This is a genomic window from Reinekea marinisedimentorum (assembly GCF_004341165.1).
Taxonomy (GTDB): Bacteria; Pseudomonadota; Gammaproteobacteria; order Pseudomonadales; family Natronospirillaceae; genus Reinekea; species Reinekea marinisedimentorum.
The window spans coordinates 1-12,095 of the sequence record NZ_SLZR01000017.1; the positions used below are offsets into that span (position 1 = coordinate 1).

The window sequence follows — 12,095 nt, forward strand, 5'->3', positions numbered from 1 at the left end:
CCAAACCGCCTCCAGCGGGTCTTCGCGAGTTCGCCAATTGCGCTCGTTCTTGCTTCGAGGGGTTGTGGATTGTTCGATGCGTCGCCCGGATCGGACGGAGATGCCTGCCTTGGCGGCTGCGGTTTCCTGGGTGGCACCCTGTTGTCGATGCTGCATGTACAGCTCCTCTTGTCGGTTGGTGATGTGATGACCTGGCACCTTGTACTCCGTAGTGGATAACAAGATGCCGATTGTCACACCAACCGGCCAAGATAGTTGTCGTCAACCGGTCACGCTAATTGTCGCCGAACACACAGTTAACAAATATCTAAAAGACTACGCCAAAAAGCCTTTAATCAATATTACAGAAGAGATAGTAAAGAAAGAGCACGCCCGAATATCTGCGTTTAGCCATGCGCAGGCTGATGCCGTTATGCGGCTACTGCGTGCCATATTTAACTACGCCAAATATGAATACAGGGGTGTGGATAACTCGTTCATCTTTGCTCTGAACCCAGTGGAAATACTTAGCCACCACCGGCTATGGAACAATGTAGGCCGCCGCAACACCCGAATCACTATAGGCCAGCTGCCAGACTGGTTTAAAGGGCTTGAGGCCGTTAGGCAAACTGGTGACAGCTTTACTGTTGCGGTATGCGACCTGGCAGAAATGGCCATACTTACCGGCCTGCGCCGCTCTGAACTACTTAGCCTACGTTGGGAGCAAGTAAACCTTACTGAGAAAACCTACTACCTGAGTAAAACCAAAAACGGCGAACCTTTGGAATTACCTATAGGTGACAGAGTATTGGAAATTCTTCAAAGCCGGTACAAAGTAAAAGATGTTATCGGTTTTGTATTCAATACTGACAATGCTTACGGCGTTATCAAGGAACCTAAAAAAGCCCTAACCAAAATACGCACCGAAACCGGCATTGAGTTTTCGCTACATGATCTTCGCCGTACCTTCACCACAACAGCGGAATCAATAAACGTTGGTCAGTATATGATCAAGCGACTGCTAAACCACAAAACCCGCCGTGATGATGTTACCGCCGGTTATATTGTTCTTACGCCTGAAGAACTGCGAGTGCCTGCTCAACAAATTGAAAACAGAATATTAGAGCATGCGGGCATTCTACTTTCTGAGGACACACATAAAAATGAAGGCTCAACAGATAAAACCTTGTTGGAATTACTAGCCAAACTTTCGGAAAAGCAAAAGCAGGACTTAATAGAATCAATCAAGGAAGAAAATAAATGATCAAACTGTTTAAGGCATTGGCATTTGTATTATTTACCACCCTTTTAGCCACCAGTTCAATCGCTATAGGAAAGCTGGAAATGCCTGAAGGGATGAGGCTTCATTTAGATCATTACTTGAATACTGGTGATTTAGCTTATTCGTACAACTGGGATGGATATCCATATCGGTCTGAGAGAATACAAATCAGCACGGAAAAAGTTAAGAAAATGCTAGACGAAGCAATTGCTATTTATATTGAAAACGGGCATGTCAAATACAACCCATGCTCAAATATCTACGGATATAAGTACCCCGCGCAAAATGTAAAAACAGTATTCTACAGACTGACAGAAACGGGATTCTTAATAATAACTGCGAATGAAGGCAGTGAACTCTTTGAATATATTGAAGGGCAGCTCTGCGAGGTGCCTAAACAGAAAAGCTAACCACACGATTCCATGAATTTATAGGAATTCAACCATCAAAACTAAGCGAGCGTGAGTAAAGCATGAGTAACGAAGATGACAGCCCAGCATATGACCCTTGGGCAGATTTCGAAGACGAGTCAGAACCATACACCCCCCTAAGCGAAAGACAAAAAATTGAGCAGCGACAGCAACGAGTATCTGTTCTAGAAAATATTGAGTTACAAGCTCAACTATTAAATGAATTTACTTGCTTAGACTCATGGGCGCTCTTTAGTGAAGCAATCCCTTTAGCCATGGGAATCCACCCGAAACATTCAGACTCGATTGGGCTAATCGACTTTGAAATGTTCAACGATATATCAAGGCTAGCCCGTGCAACTATCGGTGCAAATTCACTAGTTCTAAACCCTTCAGACAAAGAAGAGCTATGGAGGGTAAAGCCTAAAGAATTTGCACAATGGCTAATATCTAAGAAAATCAACATGATTGAGCCATTGCGAGCCATAACTTCCGACAAGCCTTCAAAGCAAAAGAAGGCAGACCCGAGCATAAAAGAACCAAGCGCCAGGCTTGAGCGTTTTGCCGCAGTTAGAGAAAAAATATTTATAGCGGCTTTAGCTGTACTCGCTAACTATCGCGATCAGTGCATTGGTAAAAGCGGGCATGTCTCGGCAAACGCCATATATGATGTCATGAACGACAAAGCGTTAATCTGGTTTGAAGATGGTGAACTACCTCTTGATGATCGAACGATAATAGATCATATTTCGAAAGCGATCAAAACAGCCAAATAATCTCATATGAGCCTAGGAGCCATTCAATTTGAATTCTAGTATCAAGCTTCCAGATTACTTACAAAACATAACTTTCAACAAGTTCAGGGCCCCCGCAACCAGCCTTGAAACTGACCTTCCTTTTGAGTTATTGGAACCACGCATATTTGAAAGGCTTTGCTGCGATCTAGTTCACAAAAGACTCAACCTAACGCTTACAGATGAAGTGATAGATATCTTGCCAATTGGAGAATCCGGCCAAAAACAATATGGTGCAGATATTTTTCTAAAGAACAACGAGAATGGCAAAGGAGAGGTTACTCTCTATGAAGTTAAACGTGTTAAATCTTATACATTAAGTGACTATAAGAAGGCTGTATCAAGATTTTTAAATAACTATGACAACTGGGGTTTTGATATCACCCAATTCAATCTTTTTGTGGCTGATAACATATCTGCAGAAAGCATTGCTTTATGGCAACGTGAAGCGATGAAGCTATCTAAAAAGAACATTAGCTATAGGGTTATACCTAGCTCTACATTAAATAAATGGATCAGAAGATTTCCAGAGCTAGTATATAAATATTTTCACCCTGCCTGGACTGAGATGCTATTTGGTGAATCAGCAATATGGCACTTAGAAAAATATGGTATTTGGTCCTATGAGGAACCCGCTTGCTGGGTGAACTACACAACCCCCAAAAAAACGCTTTATCATGACACATTAACTTACATTAACGACCATGTGAAAATTCATGCTTATTTACCTACCATTGAAAAGAATAGCGCCAGTTGCTTTATTGAGTTTCGAAACGGTAGATTTTCTCATGTTCTCTTAACTCTCAATCACAAGCAGTTAGTCAACAATTTTTTCGTGGCTGCAAACTTTCCTATAAATGAAACATCTAGGCCATTTTTAACAAAAAGAATAGATAGTGATGATTACTACTGCGATATCGGTAATTGTAGGATCAGCCTAACTCTACATGAAGCTGAAAGCTTTTGTGAGGCTTTAGATGTTTGTTCGGAAGAATATTGCCAAAATGTAGAAAATATCGAAGACACATGGAGATCAAAGAACTTCAACTATCACATAAACTCAACCGAAAATATTCCTATGCTTAAAGTCAATCGAAGCTTATGGTCTCTGCTGCTTGATTTTTCTAGGTACCATGACGCATTTAATACAACCGGTCCCTGGAGCATATTTGATAGCTGTCCTGGGTGGCTAAAGGTATATACCAAGCATGCATCAAAAAATATGGATGCAGGGTATCACGTGTTTATTACTCCAATGGGTGACGATAATAGCTTTTCAAACTTCAGAAAAAGCGATGACGATGTAATATTAACTTGGCAACCACCAAACGATAGAGCATTGTCCACAGACAATGCTATTATCAACCCTAGAAGATATTGGGATATCGAAACAACTCACAATTGGATTCGTTTTGAGTTAATCCCAAGGGCGCTAGAATGGGAAAAAGAAATTAGAAAAAAACCACTTAAAGAAAGAGTCAAGAGTATTGTCCTCAGAAGTAACGGCCAATTCCCTAACTATGACCCTCAAAAATATAGCAAATCTCTTTTTACTGAATCCCCGTCGTCTAAAATAAACACTTCAGGCAGTGTTAAAAGCCTATTGTTTGTAGTGAATGAACTACAGTCATTCTTTAACAGACATGTAAATAGCGCCTACATCGACCATGACAGCTATAAAAACTTGTTTCATGTCCTTAGTGAAGTTTTATCTAAATCCGATAGTAATGACTTCTCATACCTTCATGGGAATCTGAGTTACCTTGAGGCATCAGATATGAGCTCACTTATTAGATCAATAAGAGAACATCCATATGGGGAGAAATCAGGGTGTGGAAACTCATTCCGTATAGATTGCGTACTGCGATGCATACAAGTTTCTTTACGAGATTATAAAAGCCACCTAAACAATTATGAAATTCGAGGCTTAATTAATGACTTAACTCCATTAATTAAAATCGTAGAAAGGCGAATGCTATTGATACGACAGACTCGATTTTTCAATCAATAATAGAACAACTCATTTTACGAGCCACCCCACCGAATTTAACTACGTACGAAGTTAAGGTTAACTTCGTAACCATCTAGGTCAATAGCATTCATTATCCCCCTCAGAAATAAAACGAACTGAGGTGAACTAATGACTTACTACCAGAATGATCAACTATTAACCCCAAACCAAGCCTCCGAAATCCTAGGCGTATCGGTCCAAACCCTTGCAATCTGGCGCTGCAACAAACGCTACAACCTGAATTACGTAAAAGTAGGCCGTTACGTGCGTTATCGCTATGCCGATATCCTCGCCTTCATTGAAGCTCAAACCGTAGTTGCGTAAGGGGGTTGAACATGACTTCCAACAAGCCACACACAAAAGGCAAACGCAGCAACACCCGACCTATAGGTAAGCACTACCCTAACCCTAAATCCCGTAGGGTTGGGGTCTACCTCGTTTGCATTGCGGGGTTTGGGGTTTTAATGCTGATTTTACAGGTAGCCATATTGGCTAGACCCAGCGTGTGCTCTGGGGTTTTGGGGTCTGACCCCAAACCTACTGTGGTCGCTAAAAACGATCTAAAACCCCTAGACCCTTGGAAATAAGCGGGGTCTAGGGTTTTTGGATCAGAAAAAGCTAGATCAGCGATTATCCGTAATCGGTACGCCTGAGTGCCGCACTTTTGCACGTGAGATATTTATAGCTCACATGCCGGTTTCCTTGATCCTGAAATCGTATTACGTACGCACAGCAAAATATGAAGGCTATGTTGAAGCAAACCGGAAACTTGGCCGAATTAATAAGCGTCTAACCTGGCATGACGGCGGTACGTTCATTTTTGATGATTCCCGGGTGAAGCACCTGGCTATTATTTACAGCGGCGCGGCAAAGGGCATTTTTGACAAAAGGCTAAAGAAAACCTCTTCACTTCTTACTGCTGTAAAAGCGGTACGCACCTACCTGCACACCAACAGCATTACCGGCTACTTTCCTAAGAACCTTGAAACTCGTTCAGATGAGCAGCTAATGGGCTTTGTTGTCCGTACATTCGATGAAGGATTCTGGCGTAGGCACTTACGCCGCATCTCAGAGCAAACCATTGAATCTGTACTGCGTGAGCTAGGCGCAACTAAGAAGCAGGTAGCGCCATACATTTCTAACTTCAGCTACAGCAAGAAAAAGCTAAACCGGCGCCGTAACCGTGTTTTCTTAGAAACTCACAAAGCCGTTTCTGAGTCTGGTGAAGAAGTCAGCCTAGAAAAAGCTAACGAGTCTTCTGTGTCTAACCCTAAGAACCGAGTCGCTGAACTCATGGTGCGTATGCGTGGGCAAGAAGAATTCGCACGCGAAGAAGGCCGTACAGCCCTATTTATGACGATGACCTGCCCTAGCGCTTATCACGCTTTTATGGGTAGCTCTGGCCGGGCCAACCCAAATTTCAAGGGCTTTAACCCTAAGCAGGGCCTAGAGTATCTGAACTCAACATGGCAACGAATAAGAGATGAGATCAAGAAAAACAAGATTCAAACCTTTGGTATGCGCGTATGCGAGCCTCACCATGACGGTACACCTCACTTTCACTTTTTGATTTATATCGAAAAAGATGATGTTCAGAAATACAAAGAAATATTCAAGAAGCATTGCCTGAAAGTCGATGGTGACGAACAGGGCGCAGAAGAGCACCGCTGTGACATTGAAGAACTGGACGTTAAAAACGGCTCTCCTACAGGTTACTTAGCCAAGTACATATCCAAAAACATCAACGGCGAAGGCGTAGGTGAAGATTTTGAAGCCGATCTTGATGCTACTGCTTCATCTGACCGCGTCAGCGCCTGGGCTTCTCTATGGGGTATTCGCCAGTTTTCAGAGATTAATACCATTCCGGTAACGGTTTACCGTGAATGCCGCCGTTTAAAAGGTCAACTAACAGGTGAAAAAGCAGGAAAAGCGGAAGAAGTTCGCGCCGCGGCTGATAAGGCAGACTATGCCGCCTATATGCGTGCCATGGGCGGTCCAAATACTAAACGTACTGATTTAGTTCTGCGTGCGTTCCATATTCTGAAAGATAAGAAAAACAAGTTTAACGAGGCAGTTACTCGTTTACTGGGGTTGCTGGATAAGGCCAGCAATGAAGTTATTCAGACTAAGCCTGAAGAATGGTCTATTCAGCCACTGTGGATGGTGGTTGATCAAGAGGCGGCGCAGCCGCCTCCCTTGGAGTACTGGCAATAAGTGTAGAATCAAAATTCAAAACGAGATTGCGTAATACTAATGAAAGGCTGCTGCAAGTGACCACTACTTTGATCGATTTCCAACAAACCCCCAATAAAATCTGCAACATCAAGGCCACTACTTTCTAAAAACTCAATCTCACCATCTATATATTCTATCCATTGCTTACGCTTATGAACTAATACAGGGCTATTTAGGTTTAATAGCTCAATAGTGTATTCAGCTTTTTTAATTTCTTCCGCTTCAAGGCTTGCATTTGGGAAAACCTCACCAGAAGAAAGATAGACAATAAATTCATTTACATTGCACTCTGTGCAAAATAAAAATTTTTCTTCATCAAGAAAAGCTCTTTTATAGTGTCCACCAAAGTACTCTTCTTTATTGATTGTACGCAAATCGGTATCGGACAAAGAGCAAATGATCAGATTGTCAGGCTCGAAAGTTAGTTCGGGGTAGCCCGTTTTAGGTCGAATGTGCTCAATGTGGCAGCCATACCTACTACTGCTAATCAAAATTTCCGTATACGCGCACAGTCCCTCTTGTTCGCGTAGGAAAGACTCTCTAATTTCCTTTTTATGGGGAGATCTAAACCTTTTCCATGCCTTAACCGCTTCACTAGCTGTAGCTAGTGGATTGAGTCTCTTATTCTCTAAGGCTTGCGTTGTGCTCACCCTATTAACTTTTCGCACGTTGTAATGCCTTAATTCTCTTAATTGACCTATCTAACCTAACAATTAAAGAATGCCCATCACCAAGCTTACGCTTCAACTCTTCAATCGAGTCAATAACCTCTCTATCTAAGATTCCACTCTCAATCTTTTGGCTTAATTTTTTATACTGATCAACTTCTGGTAATGGAGGTAAAGGATCAACGTACATAATCTGATGCATCACATCGCCACTCGTCTCAGCATATGAATTTCCTCTAGGACGGCTAACAATAAGATCGTCCTCCACATTCATCCCTATGGACAAAATATTGTTATATGGGACAGTAGTTAATACAGTAGGACTATGCGTTGAAAAGATAAACTGAATATTTGGAAAGGTACTTTCTAGTACTCTAACTATTCTTTGTTGCCACTCAGGATGTAAGTGCAAATCAATTTCATCTACTAACACTATGCCTTTCCCTTCTAGTGGGTTGCCCTGATTTGGATTTAATAAAATCAATCTTCGCGCAATATCGGCGATAAGGGCAATCAGAGATCTTTCACCTTGTGAAAGCTGCAAGATATTTAATGTTTCTTCATTTTTTTCTATAAGTAATCCAAGTGGCTTTCGTGACACACGCAAATTCTTGTAACCAGGCATAACTCCAGAAATCGCATTGGATAGCATGTCAATTAGCGCCTGAGGATTAGATGTCTTTCGTTTTGATAACTTATCTTTTAAAACGGCTATTTTATTTCTAATATCACTTTCCATGCTTTCTAAGGTGGTAATATTAGCATTTCCACTTTCCAGCATATCTTTAAGGACTTTTCCCTGCCCTTCTAAAGCTGCCAACTCAGTTGTGAGAGGGGAGCTATTTGCTAAGGCTTCATTACGAAGGTCGTCTAAGTCTTTAAACCATCTAAAGAACTGCTTAAAGTCGGTAGATCCATTGAGTGAGTCACTGTAACCTGCATGCTTTGAAAAAAAACCATCAGGAGTTATGTCATCTGGCCACTCAATATCTTTTTTGATAACTTCAATTGCCCGTTCGACTGAGTAAAATGCTATAAGAGGCAGGTTAAAATCTTTAACATTACTGTCGGCAACTCGAAACATTGAGCCAAGTGTTTTTATATCTTCGTATTCACCTCTCTTGGAAACGTCGGCACCTGAAACCACTTTTGTCACATCGGTTGTGAAAATCTGGGAGCCACAAAAACTTAGCTTTGAAATGATTGAAGCATAGCCATGTTCTGAGTCGTTATTAATATCTAAAGAATCTATCTTTTTACCTTGCCCACTCTCAGACATAATAGTATTTGCAAGCCAACTCAACGATTTTGCTATTGCCTCTAAAATCGTAGTTTTACCAACGCCGTTATTTCCTACAATAATTACTGAATTATGTTTATTTTCAAGCAACCTAGGAAACTCAATATTTACAGACTTAAAAATACGAAAGTCAAAAAGAGCTAAAGAAGAAAGGGAAATTGTATAGTTTTTAATGCTTTCTAAGAATATCGATAAATACTTATTAGACTCAGCAACGTCCTGTTCAACAAACTGTCCTTTACCATAATATTTATATAGCTGAAAACTAGCGCGAATATCTCCATTTTTTGCAGCAGATTCTAACTTTCTAATCGTAGCTCTGTGCCTCTTTACACCTGAATCAATCATTTCCTTTCTCACATGTTAAAATCTGGTGAATTACCTTACTTGTATATTTTTTTTCGAATCTACGCCTTAGATCCGGCTCAACATCAAATGCAAAAGACAGCAAACCTTTTAAATGCAGGGTATCATCTGGGTCTAACTGATCACTTGAAAACTGATAAATTAAAGAGGATATATACCTCTTTCTTTGCCTTCCGATGGACAAGCTTCCTTTATTAGTAATTGTAATTCCCGTCACATGCCGATTATGAGCCTTTGAAGAAAAGACTGTCTTTGATTCATTGACCGACAGCTTTCCTTGATACTCATTAGCTAGAACACCCTTAATATAGTCTGGCAAATCAAAGAGACACCCTCTTTTATTGGTAGACAAAGTAATGTCATCAGCGTATCTAGTATATTTAAGCCCATTAGCAAAGCAGTATTCACTCATTCTTATATCAAATGGATACATAATAAAATTTGATACTAGGGGAGAGCTAGGCGCACCGACGCTTAAAATAAGTCTTCCAGATGAACTTTTGTTTGGAGACCAAAACAGTAACTTTGTCAGTAGCCATTTGTCGCGGTCGGCTACCTCCAAACCTACCTTTTCAACTACATCAAAAAATAAACTGGGATTAATAGAATTGAAAAAATTCTGAAGATCCATTTTTAATAGATAACTAGATTTAGCGTGAACTCGCGCGTTATCTTTAATCCCAACGCCTTGCCGGTACGCATAGGCACAGCTATGTACTGGAAGAAGCTCAGTTACGTAGGAGATTATTAACCGTTGATAGGCTTTTAACATTCGGGAAGGGTGGGCGATAACTCGAGAACCTGATGTTCTCTTTGGAATCCGATATATCTTATATCTATTTGGGGCTGTTAACGCAAAACCCCTAACATCTTGCTCTGAAATATCTAGATCACGCGCTAGTCTTTCAAAAAAATCCATCTAGGACCTATATATGTTGGAATAAGGCGGCGCTAAACATATTAATTTAGCGCCGCCTTAATAACCCTTTACTAGAGGCCGCGGGGTTAAGGCTTTGCCCTGATTCCCGAGCGAAGAATGAGAGAGGGAATCAGGGCAAAGCCTTAACCCCGCAATCATAATCTTAATCAATAAGTTTGAGTCTGGCTAAACGCCCGACTAGACCGAAAGTACTGTAGGTCCAATAACACTAAAGAGTTAATCCAAGTTTAACTGATGCTTCTATAACCAGCAATCCTGTCATTTCTACTAAAGGTTGAAGTAGCACCAGGGTAGCACCAGAATTCGAAGATGAAAATTCAGGAGCTAAAATCAAGATAGGTTAGAACGACGAAAGCCCCGTGCTTTATGGGCTACGGGGCTTTCTGAATGTGGTGCCGGCACCAAGAGTCGAACTCGGGACCTACTGATTACAAGTCAGTTGCTCTACCAACTGAGCTATGCCGGCTAACGGAGGCGAACTATATAGATGACTTTTTAAAAGGTCAACAACTATCTGATAAATAACAGGTTTTTATTTATTCCCCGGCAAAATATTTACCAAATACGCCGGTTTGCCAATGAACTATACTAGCCAGAACGCTTATTTTCCCGGGTCGATGTATGCTGCGCCTGATAATTCTTACTTTTACCGCTGTGTTGGTGCAGCAAAGTTATGCTGAAAGCTTCACGTTTTGCCTGGAAGATCAGGCCAATCCGCCTTTTATTCACGGGCCTAACGACTGGGGCCAAAGCGATAACGGGCTGTTCCCCGATCTGGTGGCGATCGCCGCTAAAGAAGCCGGTATGGATATTCAGTATATAAGGCGCCCATGGAAGCGATGCCAGCAGAGTCTTAAACAGGGTGAGGTCGACGCCCTCTATGCGTTTATTTATACCGCAGAGCGAGATCAATGGGCGGCGTTCCCTAAAACGAAAGGCCAGCCGGACCAGCGCTATGCGTATCTTGGCAACTATAAGGTATTCACCCACAAAAACAGCAGCCTGAATTGGGATGGGACGGCCTTCAGCGATCCGCAGGCGATGGTTCAGTCGATACCCGGCTACGTTGCCGACCAGCGCCTTAAGGCGATGCAGATCATGCCGCAGATTGAGCTGCAACCGATGCAGGGCTTAGAGATGGTGTCCAGAGGCAGGATTGATGGCTACGTTATCGACCGGCTGATTGGCTGGGAGCTGGCGCACCTGCTTAATATCGCGGACAGCGTTAAAACCATAGAGCAACCCTTTATGGAGCAACCCTGGTATATCGCTTTTTCTAAGCAGGCTTATGGTCATTCAAGGCCGGAGATTGAGGCGTTTTGGACTGCACTGGAACAAGCAAGGATCCGGTACAGCCCAACACTGGAAGCTAAATATATCGAAGTACCTGAATAGTTACCTGTTCACGGTCTCTTCTACTTTTTCCAGCTTCTTATGACGAACGTCTTTACCTTTAACCAGATAAATAACGTTTTCTGAAATGTTCTGGGCGTGATCACCAATACGCTCCAGCGCGCGCAATGCCCACAGTACATTCAGTGCACGGGTAATGGTGCGCGGATCTTCCATCATCTTGGTCACCAGCGTGCGCACAGCGGTGTTGTATTCCAGATCTACCGCCTTATCTTGCTGCATCACCTCAAAGGCGGAGTCTGCGTCCAGGCGGGCAAATGAATCCAGTGACGACTGCACCATTTCACGCACCTTTTCGCCCAAGTGACGCAGTTCAACATAGCCTTGCGGGCCGGCGCCGTCGTTGGAAAGCTCAATCGCCTGCTGGGCAATCTTTACCGCCTCATCGCCAATACGCTCAAGATCGTTTACCGTTTTTGAAACAGCGATAATGAAACGCAAATCGGTTGCTGCCGGGTTACGCTTGGCCAGAATCTGAGTTGTTTCTTTATCGATCTTCAACTCCATCTTGTTGACGTCTTTATCCATCTGGATGGCTTCAGAGGCCAGTTCGCTGTCTACATTCACCAAAGACTTAAAAGCAATTTCAATTTGCTGTTCAACAATGCCACCCATTTCCATCAGGTGGTTACGCGCTTCTTCCAGTTCAGCATTGAATTGCCCTGAAGTGTGCTTATCAAACGTGATACTTACCATG

Annotated in this window: 11 protein-coding genes, 1 tRNA gene and 1 pseudogene; 7 read left to right on the forward strand and 6 right to left on the reverse strand. The window is 42.3% G+C overall.

From position 1 onward, the window contains the following. Window positions 1-156 (reverse strand): annotated as a pseudogene (locus tag BCF53_RS19460) (IS21 family transposase); the annotation flags it as partial. A gap of 67 nt (window positions 157-223) precedes the next feature. Between BCF53_RS19460 and BCF53_RS15510 the strand changes: the two are divergent. The 6 genes from BCF53_RS15510 (at window position 224) to BCF53_RS15535 (ending at window position 6,690) form a co-directional block, all read left to right on the forward strand. After that, window positions 224-1,243 carry a tyrosine-type recombinase/integrase gene (locus BCF53_RS15510; protein ID WP_132703005.1) on the forward strand — a complete coding sequence of 340 codons (1,020 nt, stop codon included), beginning with the start codon at window positions 224-226 and terminating at the stop codon, window positions 1,241-1,243. Then, complete coding sequence (locus BCF53_RS15515) at window positions 1,240-1,671, forward strand: hypothetical protein (RefSeq protein WP_132703007.1); 432 nt, start codon at window positions 1,240-1,242, stop codon at window positions 1,669-1,671. The genes BCF53_RS15510 and BCF53_RS15515 overlap by 4 nt, the downstream gene beginning before the upstream one ends. Before the next feature lie 62 nt (window positions 1,672-1,733). After that, window positions 1,734-2,447: a hypothetical protein gene (locus tag BCF53_RS15520; protein ID WP_132703009.1), complete on the forward strand. Its 714-nt coding sequence runs from the start codon at window positions 1,734-1,736 to the stop codon at window positions 2,445-2,447. A 28-nt stretch (window positions 2,448-2,475) separates the two neighbouring features. Continuing rightward, window positions 2,476-4,476 (forward strand): hypothetical protein, encoded by a 2,001-nt coding sequence (locus tag BCF53_RS15525; protein ID WP_132703011.1) that lies wholly within the window; start codon window positions 2,476-2,478, stop codon window positions 4,474-4,476. A gap of 129 nt (window positions 4,477-4,605) precedes the next feature. After that, window positions 4,606-4,800 carry a helix-turn-helix domain-containing protein gene (locus BCF53_RS15530; protein WP_132703013.1) on the forward strand — a complete coding sequence of 65 codons (195 nt, stop codon included), beginning with the start codon at window positions 4,606-4,608 and terminating at the stop codon, window positions 4,798-4,800. A gap of 378 nt (window positions 4,801-5,178) precedes the next feature. Further along, the gene (locus tag BCF53_RS15535; protein WP_165901945.1) at window positions 5,179-6,690 is read left to right on the forward strand and encodes a replication endonuclease; all 1,512 of its coding nucleotides are present in this window, start codon (window positions 5,179-5,181) and stop codon (window positions 6,688-6,690) included. 8 nt (window positions 6,691-6,698) lie between these two features. Here the strand turns inward: BCF53_RS15535 and BCF53_RS15540 are convergent, their stop codons facing one another. The 4 genes from BCF53_RS15540 to BCF53_RS15555 form a co-directional block, all read right to left on the reverse strand. Beyond that, window positions 6,699-7,379, reverse strand: a complete 681-nt coding sequence (locus BCF53_RS15540; protein ID WP_165901946.1) for a retron system putative HNH endonuclease — start codon at window positions 7,377-7,379, stop codon at window positions 6,699-6,701. Beyond that, window positions 7,366-9,027, reverse strand: coding sequence for an AAA family ATPase (locus BCF53_RS15545; protein ID WP_132703019.1), 1,662 nt, complete (start codon window positions 9,025-9,027; stop codon window positions 7,366-7,368). The genes BCF53_RS15540 and BCF53_RS15545 overlap by 14 nt, the downstream gene beginning before the upstream one ends. Then, window positions 9,020-9,964, reverse strand: a complete 945-nt coding sequence (locus tag BCF53_RS15550) for a retron St85 family RNA-directed DNA polymerase (RefSeq protein WP_132703021.1) — start codon at window positions 9,962-9,964, stop codon at window positions 9,020-9,022. Before BCF53_RS15550 ends, BCF53_RS15545 begins: the two co-directional genes overlap by 8 nt. A gap of 411 nt (window positions 9,965-10,375) precedes the next feature. Next, a tRNA-Thr gene (locus tag BCF53_RS15555) sits at window positions 10,376-10,451 on the reverse strand. Window positions 10,452-10,606: 155 nt separating this feature from the next. On the opposite strand from BCF53_RS15555, the gene BCF53_RS15560 reads away from it, so the two are divergent. Then, complete coding sequence (locus tag BCF53_RS15560; RefSeq protein WP_132703023.1) at window positions 10,607-11,380, forward strand: transporter substrate-binding domain-containing protein; 774 nt, start codon at window positions 10,607-10,609, stop codon at window positions 11,378-11,380. On the opposite strand, the gene phoU is transcribed toward BCF53_RS15560, so the two are convergent. After that, the gene (phoU, locus tag BCF53_RS15565; RefSeq protein ID WP_132703025.1) at window positions 11,381-12,094 is read right to left on the reverse strand and encodes a phosphate signaling complex protein PhoU; all 714 of its coding nucleotides are present in this window, start codon (window positions 12,092-12,094) and stop codon (window positions 11,381-11,383) included. Window position 12,095: the final 1 nt, after the last annotated feature.

Bases quoted from the DNA above. Each gene is read 5' to 3' on its own strand.
- BCF53_RS15510 (WP_132703005.1), top strand. From the start codon at position 224: ATGCCGATTGTCACACCAACCGGCCAAGATAGTTGTCGTCAACCGGTC.
- BCF53_RS15515 (WP_132703007.1), top strand. From the start codon at position 1,240: ATGATCAAACTGTTTAAGGCATTGGCATTTGTATTATTTACCACCCTT.
- BCF53_RS15520 (WP_132703009.1), top strand. From the start codon at position 1,734: ATGAGTAACGAAGATGACAGCCCAGCATATGACCCTTGGGCAGATTTC.
- BCF53_RS15530 (WP_132703013.1), top strand. From the start codon at position 4,606: ATGACTTACTACCAGAATGATCAACTATTAACCCCAAACCAAGCCTCC.
- BCF53_RS15545 (WP_132703019.1), bottom strand. From the start codon at position 9,027: ATGATTGATTCAGGTGTAAAGAGGCACAGAGCTACGATTAGAAAGTTA.
- BCF53_RS15550 (WP_132703021.1), bottom strand. From the start codon at position 9,964: ATGGATTTTTTTGAAAGACTAGCGCGTGATCTAGATATTTCAGAGCAA.
- BCF53_RS15560 (WP_132703023.1), top strand. From the start codon at position 10,607: ATGCTGCGCCTGATAATTCTTACTTTTACCGCTGTGTTGGTGCAGCAA.
- phoU (WP_132703025.1), bottom strand. From the start codon at position 12,094: ATGGTAAGTATCACGTTTGATAAGCACACTTCAGGGCAATTCAATGCT.